The organism is Serratia sp. JSRIV004, from assembly GCF_019968705.1.
GTDB lineage: Bacteria > Pseudomonadota > Gammaproteobacteria > Enterobacterales > Enterobacteriaceae > Chania > Chania fonticola_B.
In genome coordinates this window covers 2,639,815-2,656,318 of sequence record NZ_CP074140.1, presented here as the reverse complement: position 1 = coordinate 2,656,318, position 16,504 = coordinate 2,639,815, and the positions used below count along the sequence as shown (strand labels likewise).

The following is a 16,504-nucleotide window of genomic DNA, read 5'->3' as shown; positions in this document are numbered from 1 at the left end:
AATGGGATAAGCGTCTTTACCCCGTTGGGTACGCCACTTATAATGGCCGCTCTCTGGGGTATGGCGCATCACGCTATACTGTAAAAACATGCACTGCTAAAGGATCCGCACCATGAAAAAGTGGTCACATCTGCTCGCAGCCGGGATGATGGCACTGAGCCTTGGCTCAGCAAACGCCGCGGACGACGGCAAAACGCTCTATTTCTACAACTGGACCGAGTATGTCCCGCCGGGTCTGCTGGAACAGTTCACCAAAGAAACCGGTATCAAGGTGATTTACTCCACCTATGAATCCAACGAAAGCATGTATGCCAAGCTGAAAACCTACCAGGATGGCGCGTACGATCTGGTGGTACCCTCCACCTATTTCATCGCCAAGATGAGCAAGGAAGGGATGCTGCAAAAGATCGACAAAAGCAAACTCAGCCACTTTAACGATCTCGATCCCAACCTGTTGCACAAGCCGTTCGATCCCAACAACGATTACTCCATTCCCTATATCTGGGGCGCCACCGCCATTGGCGTCAATACGGATGCCATTGATGCCAACACCATAACCGCCTGGGCCGATCTGTGGAAACCGGAATACAAAGGCCGCGTGCTGCTCACCGATGATGCACGTGAAGTGTTCCAGGTCGCGCTAAGCAAACTGGGATATTCAGGCAATACCACCGATCCCAAACAGATCGAGGCTGCCTATAACGAGCTCAAGAAACTGATGCCAAACGTGCTGGCGTTCAACTCCGATAATCCGGGTAATCCGTATATGGAAGGCGAAGTCGATCTGGGCATGGTATGGAACGGTTCGGCCTATGTCGCGCGCCAGGCCGGTACTCCATTGGAGATCGTCTGGCCGAAAGAAGGCGGCATTTTCTGGATGGATAGCCTGGCCATTCCGGCTAACGCCAAGAACGTCGAGGGTGCATTGAAGCTGATCGACTTCCTGCTGCGCCCAGAGATCGCGGTGCAGGTGGCGGAAACCATCGGTTACCCTACCCCCAATCTGGCCGCGAGAAAGCTGCTACCTAAAGAGATCGCCAACGACAAGTCGCTGTATCCGGATGATGCGGTGATTGAGAACGGTGAGTGGCAAAACGATGTGGGTGATACCAGTACGCTGTATGAGACCTACTTCCAGCAGCTAAAAGCTGGACGCTGACCTAGATTAAGGTGTGGAGAACATATTGAATTTCCCCACACCTTTTAACCCGACGCTCGATTAAGGCTTATCCGCCCGCTCGACCTTGCCCATCAGGAACTTGTGCACAAAGCGTGGCACCACCTCGCTGGCCGGGCCGTAATGCTTCTCTTCGAACTGGCTTTCCACCAGGCTCGGCTCCAGATTCAGCTCCATGGTATAAGCCCCGCCCAACCGTGCCTCGTGAACAAAGCCTGCCGCCGGGTAAACATTGCCAGAGGTGCCAATCGCGATAAAGAAATCGGCCTTGGCCAACGCGGCGTAAATCTCATCCATCCCCAACGGCATTTCACCAAACCACACCACGTGAGGCCGCAGAGGCGCAGGGAACTGGCAGCAGTGGCAGCGTTCATCCACGCTCAGGTCTCCCAACCACTCCACCACCTGCCCAGAACTGGTGCAGCGTACTTTCAGCAGCTCGCCATGCATATGCAGCACCTGCTTGCTACCGGCACGCTCGTGCAGGTTGTCGATATTCTGCGTAACCAGCAGGAAGTTCTCCTCCCCCAGCCACTCTTCCAAATCGGCCAGCGCACGATGAGCCGCATTAGGGCCGATATCCGACTGCTGCAGCTGCCGGCGGCGCGCATTATAAAACTCCTGCACCAAGGCCGGATCGCGCTGATAACCGTCCAGGGTGGCGACATCTTCCACCTTGTGCTCTTCCCACAGCCCATCGGCAGCGCGGAAAGTACGGATGCCAGACTCGGCAGAGATCCCTGCTCCCGTCAGCACCACGACAAACGGCTTTTTCAGCTCTGCCGCCGCCATGGTATCGCGTTGGAATATCCGCGAGCGAAAACGCTGATGCCGCACATGCTTACTCTTGCGAAACTGACACAACCGATGGCGAGTGTGCATGAACTCTCCTTATTTATGACTTTCCACCAAATTGAGGAACGCTGCCCCACGAACACCGCCAGCATCGCCATAGCGTGCCTTCTCGATGCGTGGCAGTTTGGCTACCCGTAACAAATGGGCTGGCAAACGCTGGGGCACCGCCTGATAAATTGCGGCAAAATTCGATAAGCCGCCGCCAATCACCACCAGGTGGGGGTCGATGATGGTCAGCAGGTTGCCCAGGCAAATGGCCAGGACATCCAGAAATCGTTCTACGTGCGCCACGGCCTGTGGCTCACCGGCCTGATAATGCGCAATGATTTGCTGCGCTGGCAACCGTTGTTGATAAAAATGCGCATACATCCACTCAAATCCGCGGCCCGAGATGTAATTCTCGATGCAACCGTCATGGCCGCAGCCACAGGGAACGCGAGGAATATCACGCCCGAGCACCTCCAGCGCATCCACCGGCAAACGGAAGTGGCCAAACTCTCCGGTGATGAAGTTACGCCCAGAGATCACTTTACCATTAACGATCAAACCACCGCCAACACCGGTACCCAAGATAATGCCTAGCACCGTCGGGTAATGGCGGAACTCTTCGTCCCAGGCTTCCGAGAGCGTGAAGCAGTTTGCGTCGTTATCGACCTTGACCTCGCGGCCAATCAGCTTGCTCAGATCGCGCGGCAGCGGCTGCCCCATCGCGGCCGGGACGTTGGCGGTAAACAAGGTGCCATCTTCATTTGGCAACCCTGGAATACCTATACCCACCTGCCCCTGCGTACCACAAACGGCATCGGCCTCAAGGGTAAGATCGCGTAATACCGCCAGCAGTTGCCGGTAGTCGTCACGCGGCGTCGGCACCCGCTTTTGCCAGATACGCTGCAGGTTGGCGTCGAACACCCCAAGTTCAATCTTGGTGCCGCCCATGTCGAAACCGTAGTACATAACTCGCCCTCAGGGTAAAAAAATGGGGCCCGCTACCGGCCCCAGGTTTTTATTACTGCCCGCTCAATACGCGGGCCGGATCGATGCGGCTGGCACGTCTGGCCGGATACCAACTGGCCAGCAGGCTAAGCACGATTGCCGTACCCAGTACGATAGCGACATCCAGCCAGTGCAGCTCGGACGGCAGGAAATCGATAAAGTAGATGTCGCCAGACAGGAAAGAGTGGCCCATCAGCTTTTCGATGCCTTTCATGATATTGGTCAACTGTAGCGAGGCAATCACGCCAACCACTACCCCGCTAAGGCTACCTACCAGCCCGGCCAACAGGCCATACCAGACAAAGATGGCGCGGATAAAGCCGTCTTTGGCTCCCAGCGTACGCAGCACGGCAATGTCGCCACTCTTGTCCTTCACCGCCATCACCAGGGTGGAAACGATGTTGAAACAGGCCACGCCGATCACCAGCACCATCGCCAGATACATGATGGCGCGGATCATTTGAATATCGCGATACATAAAGCCGTAAGTGCCAATCCAGCTCTTGATATAGACTGTGGCATCGGCGACTTCCCCGGCGTCACGCACCAGCTTGTTAGCGGCGAACACGTCGTTGACCTTGATGGCAATCCCGGTGACACTGTCACCCATATCCAGATAGTGCTGGGCATCCGCCAACGGCACCATGGCCAAGCTGTGATCGAGCTGACCGCTAAGTTGCAGAATACCGGTGACATGCAGGCGAATACGCTTCGGCTGCAACAGTTTCATCTCAGGATCGCTATTGGGGATCATCACCGTGACGTAAGAGCCCTGCTTCACGCCCAGAGCGTCGGCGACCCCTTTGCCCAGGATCACCTGCTGCTCACCGCTTTTGAAATTGGCCCAGGCATCGCCCTGCACATAACTTGGCAGCGCGCTAAGCTGTTTTTCCTGCGCAGGATCGACCCCTTTTACCTGCACGGCGCGTAGCTGAGCACCATTTTCCATCAGCCCGGTAAAGTTGATATAGGGTGCCGCAGCCAAAATGCCCGGTACCTTTTCGACCCGTTGCAGGATCTCCGGCCAGCCGGTGAACGGTTGCTTGACCGGTTCGATCTCTCCGTGCGGCACCACCGCCAGAATACGGTTCTGCAGTTCACGTTCGAAGCCGTTCATCGCGCTTAGCCCGACGATCAGCACCGCCACGCCCAGCGCGATGCCGATGGTGGAGATCACCGAGATCAACGAAACCATGCCGCCGCGCCGCCGGCCACGGCTGAAGCGCAGCGCCATCAGCAATGAAAGTGGCGAAGCGCTCATTACTCGGCCCCCATCAGGGTCAATTGTGCCTGTAGATGGCCATCTGCCATTTCCAACTGGCGGCTCAGGCGTTTAGCGAGTTGCAGATCGTGGGTGACCACCAAAAATGCGGTTCCCTGGCGTACGTTCAATTCGCCCAGTAAATCGAAGATGCTGTCTGCGGTGCGCTTATCCAGGTTGCCGGTCGGCTCATCTGCCAACACCAGTGAAGGATTATTCACCAACGCACGGGCAATCGCCACGCGCTGACGTTCACCGCCGGACAGCTCGGACGGGCGATGTTTGCTACGTTTTTCCAGGCCCACGGCCGCCAGCATCTCCAGCGCCTTTTCCTTCGCCAGCGCCGGTTTCGTGCCACCGATCAGCAGCGGCATCGCGGCGTTTTCCAGCGCGGTGAAATCTGGCAGCAGATGATGGAACTGATAGATAAAGCCGAGCTGGCGGTTGCGCAGTTCGGCTTTGGCAGTGGAAGAAAGCTTGTTCAACGACTGCCCTTTGTAAATCACCTCACCCGAAGTGGGCGAATCCAGCCCCCCCAGCAGATGCAGCAAAGTACTTTTACCGGAACCCGAGCTACCGACGATCGCCATCATCTCGCCCGGTTGCATGGCAAAACTGACATTGCGCAGCACGTCGGTATGCAGGTTGCCTTCCTGATAGGTTTTACACAGGCGCTCACACTGCAATAAAGGATGGTTACTCATAACGTAAAGCCTCAGCGGGTTGTACGGCGGCAGCGCGCCATGAAGGGTAAAGCGTGGATAACAGCGAGACCGCCATCGCCACTACGGCAATGATCGTCACCTGAAGAGGGTCAACCGCCACCGGCAGAGAAGCCCCGTCAATCAACGCGCCAAGGATCGGCATCAGGTTGTTCAGATTGGTGGCAAGCAGCACGCCTAACAGCGTGCCCAGCAACGAACCGATAATCCCGGCGCTGGCCCCCTGCACCATAAAGACCGACATGATCTGCCGCCGCGTCAGGCCCAGGGTTTGCAGAATGGCCACTTCGCCCTGCTTCTCCATCACCAACAGGCCCAGCGAGGTAATGATATTGAATGCCGCCACCGCCACGATCAGGCTAAGCAGCAGCCCCATCATGTTTTTCTCCATGCGCACCGCCTGGAACAACTCGCCCTTGCGTTCGCGCCAGTCTTTCCACTGGGTGCCTTCCGGCAGCGTTTGCTGGCTAAGGGTGTCCACCGTCAACGGCTGTTGCAGGAACAGACGCCAGCCGGTGATATTGCCCGCCGGGTAGCGCATCAGACGTGAAGCATCTTGCTGGTTCGCCAGCAGCTGATAGCCGTCCACTTCACTATTGGCATGGAAAGTGCCAATCACGGTGAACAGACGTTGGCTTGGGATGCGGCCCATCGGGGTAAACTGGCTCGCGCTCGGTACCATCAGACGCAGCTGATCGCCACGCTTGACGCCCAACTGCCCGGCAAGCTGTTCACCGATAATCAGGTTGTACTCACCCGGTTGCAGCTGTTGCTGTTTAACGTTGACCAGATAAGGCGTCAGCGGATCGGGCTGCTGCGGGTCAACCCCCAACATGACGCCAACGGCCACGCTGCGAGCGCTTTGCAGCACCACATCGCCGGTAGTCAGCGGAGTGACTCGGGTGACACCATGCAGGTTTTGCACGGCAGAGGCTGGCAGCTGTTCAGGGTTGATAGACCCCTGCTTGCTGGTGATCAGCGCCTGCGGCATGAGCCCCAGGATGTTGTTTTCGAGATCTTTCTCGAAGCCATTCATCACTGAAAGCACCGTCACCAGCGCCATCACCCCCAGCGTAATGCCAATGGTGGATAGCCAGGAAACAAACCGCCCAAAGCGGTCTGAGGCTCGCCCACGCATATAACGCAGGCCAATAAATAACGCGACAGGTTGATACATGAAATCCGTTTTGTTGCCGTAGCTTAAGCAAAGTGATCAAGGATAATAAAGGCTCTACCGGGTTTATGGAACCACCCGGCCGGTTTTATTCATCATGTTTGCACGGGTTTACAGAAAATGCCGGATTTTGACCTTCCTGATGGCACGGTTGTTTCGACTGACAGCCGCTTAACCGTTTGACAATCCGTTTACAACGGGCAAATTAATAGGCTGAACGAATCAATGCCAACCACATGAGGTAGTCATGACCGTTACGTCCCACTGCATCACCGCCGCCGATATTGCCAAAGCGGCCGAAATCCTGCAAAACCACGCGATCCGCACACCAGTAATGACTTCCCGCCAGGCGGATGAGATCGCCGGTGCCCAGCTCTTTTTCAAGTGCGAGAATTTCCAGCGCATTGGGGCCTTTAAATTCCGTGGTGCCTTTAACGCCATCAGCCAATTGACTCCGGCTCAGCGCCAGGCCGGAGTGATCGCCTTCTCATCCGGCAACCATGCACAGGCCATGGCGTTGGCGGCCCGTGAGCTTGGGGTAAGCGTCACAATTGTGATGCCACATGACGCCCCCGCCGCCAAGCTGGCGGCAACCCGTGGCTACGGTGCAAACGTGGTGATCTATCAGCGGCAAACCGAAGACCGGGAAGCCATCACCCAACGGCTAGCGGCGGAACAGGGCTTAACGGTGATCCCACCTTACGATTATCCGCAGGTGATGGCAGGCCAAGGCACCGCAGCTAAGGAGTTGATCGAAGAAGTTGGCCCGCTGGATATTTTGCTGGTTTGTACCGGTGGCGGCGGGCTGCTCTCTGGATGCGCCATTGCGGCACATCACTGGTCGCCCGGCTGCCGGGTATTTGGCGTCGAACCCGAAGCGGGCAACGATGTGCAACAGGCATTCCGCAGTGGTGAAAAAGTGTGGATCCCGGTACCAAAAACCATTGCCGACGGCGCACAGACCCAGCAGGTAGGCAATCTCACCTTCCCGATCATTCAACACTATGTGGAAGATATTCTGACGGTGACCGACCAACAGCTGTGCCAGCAAATGCGTTTCTTTATGGAGCGGATGAAGATGGTGGTTGAACCGACCGGCTGCCTGGCTGCCGCTGCAGCGATGAATCACGTCATCGATTTGCGGGGCAAAAAAGTCGGGGTGATCGTCAGCGGTGGCAACGTGGACGTCGATAAAATCGGCCAGTACCTCGCCATGGCGCAGAATTGATTAAATTACCGCCAACAGGAAGCTTGCTCGCGCTTTTACCGGTGTCAGTTTATACGCCGCTGGGCTAGTATAACCAAGGTAAAAGGTGATGGGCTTGAACCACTTTATAGCCCCCTCTCCCAAAGGGAGAGGGAACCGAATGTGCCTTAGCCATACTCCGTTACCTAACCGCAACACCGTTCCAGCTCCCTCTCCTTGGGGAGAGGGTTGGGGTGAGGGAGAACGAGTCAGCTTTAGCCAAACGCCAGGTAAACAGGATTTTGTGGTATTCACGCGTCAAGTGCCACGGTGAACACCACAAAAACTGTTATTCAATTCATTGATTAAAGATAACTGAATGAGCATTTCTGATAAAAGCCGCAGCTCCGCATCCTCCTACCGTTACTCTCTTCCTGACCGCGCGGGCGATTTACGCCAGCTAGGGCAGCTCACCGGTTCTGCCTGTGCCGTTGAATGCGCCGAAATCGCCGAACGCCATCCCGGCCCGGTGATGCTCATCGCCCCGGATATGCAAAATGCGTTGCGGCTGCGTGACGAAATCCAGCAGTTTACCGACCAGATGGTGACTACCCTTTCGGACTGGGAAACGCTGCCATACGACAGCTTCTCGCCCCACCAGGAAATCATCTCGGCGCGGCTTTCCAGCCTGTATCATCTGCCGACCATGGCACGCGGCATCATCATTCTGCCGGTGAATACGCTGATGCAACGCGTCTGCCCGCATGAGTTCCTGCATGGCCATGCGTTGGTGATGAAAAAGGGCCAACGATTATCGCGGGATCTGCTGCGGGCACAGTTGGAACAGGCCGGTTATCGCAGCGTCGACCAAGTGATGGAACATGGCGAATTTGCTACGCGCGGAGCGCTGCTTGACCTGTATCCCATGGGTAGCGAAGAACCTTATCGCATCGACTTTTTCGACGACGAGATCGACAGCCTGCGCACCTTTGATGTGGATAACCAGCGTACGTTGAGCGAAGTGGACGCCATCAACCTGCTTCCAGCGCACGAGTTCCCGACCGATAAGGCCGCCATTGAGCTGTTCCGTAGCCAGTGGCGTGAACAGTTTGAAGTGCGTCGCGACGCCGAACATATTTATCAGCAAGTGAGTAAAGGCACCTGGCCTGCCGGTATCGAATACTGGCAACCGCTGTTCTTCAGCCAGCCTCTGCCCTCACTGTTCAGCTATCTGCCAGCCAATACGCTGCTCGTCAACACCGGCAACCTGGAGGGAGCAGCCGAGCGTTTCTGGCTCGATGTCAATCAACGCTATGAGAACCGGCGGATCGATCCGATGCGGCCGCTGCTGGCCCCGGATACCCTATGGCTGCGGGTCGATGCGCTATTTGCCGAGCTGAAAGCCTGGCCGCGAATGGCGTTGAAAACCGAGGAGCTGCCTGCCAAAGCCGGTTGCACCAACCTGGGCTATCAAACCCTGCCGGATCTCGCCGTCCAGGCCCAGCAGAAGGCCCCACTGGATAATCTGCGACGCTTTATTGAAAGCTTCACCGGTGGCGTGGTCTTCTCGGTAGAGAGTGAAGGCCGCCGTGAAACCCTGCAAGATCTGCTTGGTCGCATCAAGCTGAGTACCAGTCTGATCCATCATCTGGATGAGGTCGAAGCATCGGGCCGTTACATGATGGTCGGAGCCTCCGAGCGTGGCTTCCTGGATACGCTGCGTGATCGGGCGTTGATCTGTGAAAGCGATCTGCTCGGTGAGCGCGTCAGCCGTCGTCGGCAGGATAATCGCCGCACCATCAATACCGATACCCTGATCCGCAACCTGGCAGAGCTGCACCCAGGGCAGCCAGTGGTGCATCTGGAACACGGCGTTGGCCGCTACGTTGGCCTGACCACGCTGGAAGCTGGGGGCATCAAGGCGGAATATCTGATCCTCTCCTACGCCGGTGAAGACAAGCTGTACGTGCCGGTCTCTTCCCTGCACCTGATCAGCCGCTATGCCGGAGGAGCCGACGAGAACGCCCCGCTGCACCGGCTTGGCGGGGATGTCTGGTCGCGAGCCAGGCAGAAAGCCGCCGAACGCGTGCGTGACGTGGCCGCCGAGCTGTTGGACATCTATGCCCAACGTGCCGCCAAGAGCGGTTTTGCGTTCAAACATAATCGTGAGCAGTATCAACTGTTCTGCCAAACCTTCCCGTTTGAGACCACGCCAGATCAGGAACAGGCCATCAACGCGGTGCTGAGCGATATGTGCCAGCCACTGGCGATGGATCGTCTGGTCTGCGGCGACGTTGGCTTTGGTAAAACCGAAGTCGCGATGCGTGCCGCCTTCCTGGCCGTCGAAAACGGTAAGCAGGTCGCGGTACTGGTGCCGACAACCCTGCTGGCGCAGCAGCACTTCGACAACTTCCGCGATCGCTTTGCCACCTGGCCCATCCGCATCGAAATGATGTCGCGTTTTCGCAGCGCCAAAGAGCAGCAGCAGATCCTGGAAGAGGCGGCCGAGGGCAAGGTCGATATCCTCATTGGCACCCATAAGCTGTTGCAGAGCGATCTGCGCTGGAAAGATCTGGGGCTGTTGGTAGTTGATGAAGAACACCGCTTTGGGGTACGCCACAAAGAGCGCATCAAGGCAATGCGTGCAGACGTAGATATTCTGACGTTAACCGCCACGCCAATCCCACGCACCCTGAATATGGCCATGAGCGGCATGCGCGATCTGTCGATCATTGCTACCCCACCGGCCCGCCGTCTGGCAGTGAAAACCTTTGTCCGTGAGTACGATAGCCTGGTGGTGCGCGAGGCCATCTTGCGTGAGGTACTGCGCGGCGGCCAGGTGTATTACCTGTATAACGACGTCGAGAATATCGATAAGGCCGCCGAACGCCTGGCGGAGCTGGTGCCAGAAGCACGGATTGCCATTGGCCACGGCCAGATGCGGGAACGCGATCTGGAACGGGTGATGAACGATTTCCACCACCAGCGCTTCAACGTGCTGGTCTGTACCACCATTATTGAAACCGGTATCGATATCCCCAGCGCCAATACCATCATTATCGAACGGGCAGACCGCTTTGGCCTGGCGCAGCTACATCAGCTGCGTGGCCGCGTCGGGCGTTCGCACCATCAGGCCTATGCTTATCTGTTAACGCCAAACCCGAAGGTCATGAGCACCGACGCACACAAGCGGTTGGAAGCGATTGCCTCGCTGGAAGATTTGGGGGCCGGGTTCGCGCTCGCCACCCACGATTTGGAAATCCGTGGTGCTGGGGAACTGCTGGGGGAAGACCAAAGCGGCCAGATGACCACCGTGGGCTTCTCGCTGTATATGGAGCTGTTGGAAAGCGCCGTCGACGCCCTGAAGAACGGGCGTGAGCCTTCGCTGGAAGATCTCACCAGTAATCAGACGGAAGTGGAACTGCGCATGCCTGCGCTGCTGCCCGATGACTTTATCCCTGACGTGAATACCCGTTTGTCCTTCTATAAACGCATTGCCAGCGCTAAAAATGAGGGTGAACTGGAAGAACTGAAGGTTGAGCTGATCGATCGCTTTGGCCTGCTGCCGGATGCAGCGCGTAACCTGCTGCAAAGCGCGGCGATGCGTCAACAGGCGCAGATACTGGGGATCAAGCGTATCGAAGGCAACGAGCGCGGGGGCTTTATCGAGTTTGGCGAGAAGAACCGGGTCGATCCGGGTTATCTGATTGGCTTGCTGCAAAGCAAACCGCAGGTTTACCGCCTGGATGGGCCAACCAAGCTGAAGTTTATGCTGGATCTCACTGACCGGGCCGAACGACTGAAGTTTATCGGCGAGCTGCTGGCGGCGTTCCGGGAACATACTTTGGCAGTTTGATTACTGCACCGTTCTAGCGCCCTTTTAAGGGGAAAGCCGTTCCCTGATAAGGACGCCAGAACGGCTCCCTCTCCCTGTGGAGAGGGTTGGGCCGAGGGTAAACTCCGAAGATCAGACCTTGGTCAGCACCAACTGGCCACTTCTATCCAGCGGGATCTGGGTGCCTGGATCGTGATCCATGCGGATTTTGCCCTGCTGGTCGCCAATCTTGTAAGTCACGTCATAGCCCAGCATTTTCTGCGATTTGTCATACACCGTTTTGCAGCGCTGCTGCGTGCTGGTGGTAGTGTCGTTGTCTTGCAAGGCCCCCTGCACCTGGTGACCGGCGTAGCCACCACCCAACGCACCTACCACGGTCGCAACATCACGGCCACGGCCACCGCCAAACTGGTGACCAATCACCCCCCCAGCAACCGCGCCCAGCACGGAGCCAGCGATGCGGTTTTCATCCTGGACCGGCGCACGATGGGTCACCGTGACGTTCCGGCACTCCTGCCGAGGGGTTTTGATGGTTTCTTTGATCGGTGTTGCGGCGAGAACCTGCGCATATTGTGGGCCGGGAGTGAATACGTCCAGACCGGCCACGGCAGCAATTCCCAGAGCGGCTGCAATACCAATCCCAACACCGGCTAACATTGATTTGTTCACAGGAAATCCTCCTGAATGTGTTACCACGCATTATGCACCGGGCAAGCTCGCCTCAATCATAGGCAATCCCCCCGGTTTACGGCGTGCGTGACGCGCCGTCTGTAAACGCCCTAAAGTCTGCACAAGGAAATTCACCCTCGCAATAAGACTCCGTGAGCAAAATGCGATGAAAGCGGTCCAAAACCAATGAATTAAGAAGAATCTTAACCATGCCCGTTGTTCACGAATCGAAAACCGTGAGACATGGGTGCGGAATCAAACCGCTGTGTTGGAAAAATCGGCAGTGTATACGGTGAACATGGGTAAAGACGTGTCGATTCCTTACCGAAATTTTGCTGCTTCGATACCGTCATAAAGCTGATCGATAAAGCGGACAAACGCTTTAAATCCATCATTAATGAGTGATGTAAAATACTGACATTCATCCTCAGTGAAAATTAGCCGGGTTATGATTTCATCATCAGCTCCCATTGTGTGTCCTGATTCATGGCTTGCATGCAGGGAACCACAAAATTCTAGTTTTAAACTGGTTCCACTAGTTATCTCATTCAGAGTTGTGAACATGATGTTTCCCGTTGCCTCCATCACTTCAATAATGACCAATCTTGATTTGGCATCTTTACCCGCTATTAACTCTATGAGGTCGTAAGTCAGTTTTCGGCTTGCCGAAAGCTCCTCTGACCAGAGGTATTGTAGTGTTTCGGTGAAGGGACGACTTTTGTTCATGTCTAGCTGTTGCAGGTCAGTTATGTACCAAGGCCAATGATTCGAGTCCTCCTTCGCATGTTTATTGATCGCTTCTTCAAGTTCATTCTTAGGGGAAGCAAAAGGTAGCACATATTTATTTATGTCTCCGAAACTCATAATAAAATGTGACATGCCAGGTAGAAAAGAAAGTCGTTCCTCAAGCGGAAGTGTTGCATTGCGGATATGAGTGAAAAACTTGTGTTTGGAAAAAGCGTCTTTTTGAATTTCAATCGCGAGTGACACTTTATTCATCATCTTAACACCTGTTTTATAAGTGACATTTTATGGCTCAAAAACAGCAACCATGTTTTTTGAACTATGAAGTTAATCGTGGGCTTTAAAGAGTATGTCAACGGCGATACTTTCTCTGTACGGCCACAGTTACTATAGCCCAATATTTGATTAGTCAATTCTTAACAAGGTGGTGACTCGCTCCCCGATGCCATTGAACAATGTATTAAAATGTCAGTGAATTGAGTGCGGTGAAAGTCGCACACTCCGTTCTTAGGGGCGCAGTCTGGCAACCTACTGATCTCACGGCAATAAAAAACCCACGCGGCAAGCCTACGTGGGTTTTCATCAACCGAACGAATGGGTTAAAAAAATTAGTGCATCTTCAAGCGCGGACGGATCACGCGGTTGATACCACCCACCAGCATCATCAGGCCGGTTTTGGTATAGCCGTGCAGCGCTACCTGGTGCATACGGTACAGCGAAATATACACCACGCGGGCGATACGCCCTTCGACCATCATCGAACCGCGCATCAGGTTGCCCATCAGGCTACCTACGGTGCTGAAGCGGGAAAGCGAGACCAGTGAACCATGATCCTTATAAACGTAAGGCTTCATCGGCTGATCGTGCATCATCGCCAGGATATTGCTATAGCAACGTGATGCCATCTGGTGGGCAGACTGTGCCCGTGGTGGCACAAAACCGCCGCCTTCACGTGGGCAGGACGCGCAGTCACCAATAGCAAAGATGTTGGCATCGCGGGTAGTTTGCAGCGTTGGCTCAACCACCAGTTGATTGATGCGGTTGGTTTCCAGCCCGGCAATCTCTTTCATAAAGTCCGGTGCCTTGATGCCCGCTGCCCACACCATCAGATCGGCATTGATAAATTCGCCGCCTTTGGTGTTCAAGCCATGCTCATCGGCGCTGGTCACCATAGTATTGGTTAATACCCGTACGCCAAGCTTGTTCAGTTCCTGGTGCGCCGCTGCGGAAATACGCGGCGGCAGCGCTGGCAGAATACGCTCACCGGCTTCAACCAGGGTAACCTTCAAGGCGCTGTTATCCAGCCCTTCAAAGCCGTAGCTGTGCAGCTGTTTGACCGCGTTATGCAGTTCTGCCGACAGCTCAACGCCGGTAGCCCCACCGCCCACGATGGCGATATTCACGCTCTCCTTCTCTTCCGGATTGGCAGAGAACTTGAGGAACAGGTTCAACATCTCGTTATGGAAACGGTGCGCCTGATTCGGGTTATCCAGGAAGATGCAGTTATCTCTTACCCCTGGGGTGCCAAAGTCGTTCGAGGTGCTGCCGAGCGCCATCACCAGGATGTCGTAGCTCAACTCGCGGGCGGGAACCAGCTGGCAGCCCTGCTCATCGCAGATCTGCGTCAACTGCAACGTTTTATTTTCACGGTCAATGTTGACCAGTGAACCCAGTTGGAAGTTGAAGAAGTGGTTACGCGCATGCGCCAGGTAGTTCAACGCATCCACACCGTCATCCAGAGAGCCGGTAGCCACTTCATGCAGCAACGGCTTCCACAGATGGCTGTGGTTGCGATCCACTAGCGTGATCTCCGCTTTATGCTTACGACCCAGTTTATGGCCCAGGCTGGTTGCCAGCTCCAGACCACCGGCACCACCGCCGACAATAACGATTTTCTTCTTTGGCGTTGTCAAAATGACCCCCTGAATGTGAACCAATTGTTGCCTAAGGGTAAATAAATAATATCCTTAGAATACATAGGGTTCGCTTAAGTTAAACCTGCAATCTGGGGCCAGAATAACACGAGAGGTTATTTGGTCATACCAAAATTGATGTACGTCAAAGTTTTTTGGTTAAAGGCTGGACGAAGGGTTTTTTTGAGGATTGTGATTCAAATAGTTAGCGTGAGATCACAGTTTTGCACTTTGCTACCCACCGGCGAAAACGGGCTCGATAAAAACAAAAAAGCCGCAATTGCCGCCCTTAGGGAGCAGCAGTTACGGCTTGGTCATGCGTTATAAAACTGTTACGCCAGCGTCTTGAATGCCTTGATGCGCTGAAGGTGTGGCGAGATGTTTTTAAACTTGTGACTCTGCTGTTCATCCCAGACGATTTCATAATACTTGTGCAGCAACTCGGCACTACGCTGGCTGTCCAACACTTCGTCCTGACGAGAAAGCACCACCAGGCAGCGATCACGGTTCTTCTCACGGAAATCATCCACGCATTTGGTGGCGATATCGCGATACTCTTCCGGCCGGTCGATCTTGCCGTGCATATGTTCTTCCGGATACAGGTTCGGGTTGAAGATCACCTGACGGATACCGCACAAGAAACCGATACGTTCGGCCCAAAAGCCCCCAAGACCCACGCCGCAGATCAGAGGATGGACATCCCCTTCCTGCTGAACCGCCTTGTCCACCTCTTTCAATAAATGCTGCATATCATGGCGCGGATGCAAGGTGCTGTAGCTGATAAAGCGCACGTCCGGATCGATGAACTGTAACTGCATAATCTTTTCATGATTGCCGGGACTGGTGGAATCGAAGCCATGCAAATAGATAATCATGTGGTTCCTCGCAACAAGCTGGGGGCCGCTGGCAGCCCCCATTATTAACGCCGCCTTCATGCGGCGCCCTGGCCGTTCACCCCGCTGAGCGTTGCTTATGCTCTTCCCAGCGTTCATGCAATTGACTCAGCGCATGATGCGCTTTTTGCCAACGGTCGGAATCGCGCAGTTCCTGACGGGTGAACTGACCGCGATGATATAACCGCTGCAATTTCTCTACTTTGACCGGGGACAGGTTATCTAACACGCTGACCGCCCCTGCCCGATTATTACAAACCAGGATCATATCGCAACCGGCATCCAGCGCCGCCTGGCCACGCTCGGCATAGCTGCCCATGATCGCCGCCCCTTCCATCGACAGATCGTCAGAGAAGATCACGCCCTCAAAGCCTAGCTCCTGACGCAAGATTTGCTGCAGCCAGTAAGGCGAGCCGCTGGCCGGGCGCGGGTCTGCTTCAGTATAGATAACATGGGCTGGCATGATGGCATCCAGCAATCCGCGTTGGATCAGATCGCGGAAAATAGTCATATCATGTTCGCGGATTTGGGCCAATGGCCGCGGATCGCGCGGAGTTTCTTTATGCGAGTCCGCCGTGACTGCGCCATGCCCTGGGAAATGCTTGCCGGTGGTTTTCATCCCGGCGCTGTGCATCCCCTGGATAAAGCGTTCGGCCATCACTAACGCCTGCTGCGGATCGCTATGGAAAGAACGTTCGCCAATTGCCGCACTGGCGTGGCCGATGTCCAATACCGGGGCAAAACTGATATCGATATCCTGGGCAATCATTTCCGAGGCCATCAGCCAGCCAGCTTCCTGAGCCAGACGCCCGCCTTCCTGAGCATCGTTGAGCGCCGCAAAGGACTGCGCCGCCGGTAAGCGGGTAAAACCTTCGCGAAAGCGCTGCACACGCCCGCCTTCCTGATCAACCGCCACCACCAGTCGCGAATGCGAGGCCGCGCGGATCTGGCGAACCAGCTCACGCAACTGCTGCGGATCGGCAAAGTTGCGGGTAAACAAGATCAGGCCCCCTACCAGCGGGTGTTTTAAAATCTCGCGTTCTTCTGCGTCCAGCTCATAGCCGACGACATCTAGCATTACT

General features: G+C 55.4%; 13 protein-coding genes. 3 read left to right on the top strand and 10 right to left on the bottom strand.

What is annotated here, in order from left to right:
- The first annotated feature begins 112 nt into the window (after nucleotides 1-112).
- A complete protein-coding gene (gene potD / locus KGP21_RS12710) occupies nucleotides 113-1,159 on the top strand; it encodes a spermidine/putrescine ABC transporter substrate-binding protein PotD (protein WP_223538379.1) in 1,047 nt (348 codons plus the stop codon).
- Between the two features lie 60 nt (nucleotides 1,160-1,219).
- On the opposite strand, the gene cobB is transcribed toward potD, so the two are convergent.
- From cobB to lolC, 5 genes are read right to left on the bottom strand one after another with little or no spacing between them, the layout of a single operon-like run.
- Nucleotides 1,220-2,059, bottom strand: coding sequence for a Sir2 family NAD+-dependent deacetylase (gene cobB / locus KGP21_RS12705; RefSeq protein ID WP_021804695.1), 840 nt, complete (start codon nucleotides 2,057-2,059; stop codon nucleotides 1,220-1,222).
- Between the two features lie 9 nt (nucleotides 2,060-2,068).
- Nucleotides 2,069-2,986: an N-acetylglucosamine kinase gene (nagK, locus tag KGP21_RS12700; RefSeq protein ID WP_223538377.1), complete on the bottom strand. Its 918-nt coding sequence runs from the start codon at nucleotides 2,984-2,986 to the stop codon at nucleotides 2,069-2,071.
- A gap of 52 nt (nucleotides 2,987-3,038) precedes the next feature.
- A complete protein-coding gene (gene lolE / locus KGP21_RS12695; RefSeq protein ID WP_021804697.1) occupies nucleotides 3,039-4,286 on the bottom strand; it encodes a lipoprotein-releasing ABC transporter permease subunit LolE in 1,248 nt (415 codons plus the stop codon).
- A complete protein-coding gene (lolD, locus tag KGP21_RS12690) occupies nucleotides 4,286-4,990 on the bottom strand; it encodes a lipoprotein-releasing ABC transporter ATP-binding protein LolD (protein WP_021178283.1) in 705 nt (234 codons plus the stop codon). The genes lolE and lolD overlap by 1 nt, the downstream gene beginning before the upstream one ends.
- Complete coding sequence (gene lolC, locus KGP21_RS12685) at nucleotides 4,983-6,185, bottom strand: lipoprotein-releasing ABC transporter permease subunit LolC (protein WP_094981845.1); 1,203 nt, start codon at nucleotides 6,183-6,185, stop codon at nucleotides 4,983-4,985. Before lolC ends, lolD begins: the two co-directional genes overlap by 8 nt.
- Nucleotides 6,186-6,429: 244 nt before the next feature.
- Here lolC and KGP21_RS12680 point away from each other — a divergent pair, with 244 nt between their 5' ends.
- Both KGP21_RS12680 and mfd read left to right on the top strand, forming a co-directional pair.
- Nucleotides 6,430-7,410 (top strand): threo-3-hydroxy-L-aspartate ammonia-lyase, encoded by a 981-nt coding sequence (locus tag KGP21_RS12680; protein ID WP_071680493.1) that lies wholly within the window; start codon nucleotides 6,430-6,432, stop codon nucleotides 7,408-7,410.
- Between the two features lie 337 nt (nucleotides 7,411-7,747).
- Entirely contained in the window at nucleotides 7,748-11,224 is a 3,477-nt protein-coding gene (gene mfd, locus KGP21_RS12675) for a transcription-repair coupling factor (protein ID WP_209527576.1), read from the top strand.
- Nucleotides 11,225-11,335: 111 nt separating this feature from the next.
- On the opposite strand, the gene KGP21_RS12670 is transcribed toward mfd, so the two are convergent.
- The 5 genes from KGP21_RS12670 to nagZ form a co-directional block, all read right to left on the bottom strand.
- Entirely contained in the window at nucleotides 11,336-11,872 is a 537-nt protein-coding gene (locus KGP21_RS12670) for a glycine zipper 2TM domain-containing protein (RefSeq protein ID WP_021804702.1), read from the bottom strand.
- A gap of 321 nt (nucleotides 11,873-12,193) precedes the next feature.
- Nucleotides 12,194-12,874 carry a hypothetical protein gene (locus KGP21_RS12665; RefSeq protein ID WP_196482473.1) on the bottom strand — a complete coding sequence of 227 codons (681 nt, stop codon included), beginning with the start codon at nucleotides 12,872-12,874 and terminating at the stop codon, nucleotides 12,194-12,196.
- 350 nt (nucleotides 12,875-13,224) lie between these two features.
- Nucleotides 13,225-14,529, bottom strand: a complete 1,305-nt coding sequence (locus KGP21_RS12660) for an NAD(P)/FAD-dependent oxidoreductase (protein WP_037374843.1) — start codon at nucleotides 14,527-14,529, stop codon at nucleotides 13,225-13,227.
- 332 nt (nucleotides 14,530-14,861) lie between these two features.
- Nucleotides 14,862-15,404, bottom strand: coding sequence for an alpha/beta hydrolase YcfP (gene ycfP / locus KGP21_RS12655; RefSeq protein ID WP_021804703.1), 543 nt, complete (start codon nucleotides 15,402-15,404; stop codon nucleotides 14,862-14,864).
- 76 nt (nucleotides 15,405-15,480) lie between these two features.
- Nucleotides 15,481-16,500 (bottom strand): beta-N-acetylhexosaminidase, encoded by a 1,020-nt coding sequence (gene nagZ, locus KGP21_RS12650; RefSeq protein WP_037374844.1) that lies wholly within the window; start codon nucleotides 16,498-16,500, stop codon nucleotides 15,481-15,483.
- Nucleotides 16,501-16,504 lie beyond the last annotated feature (4 nt).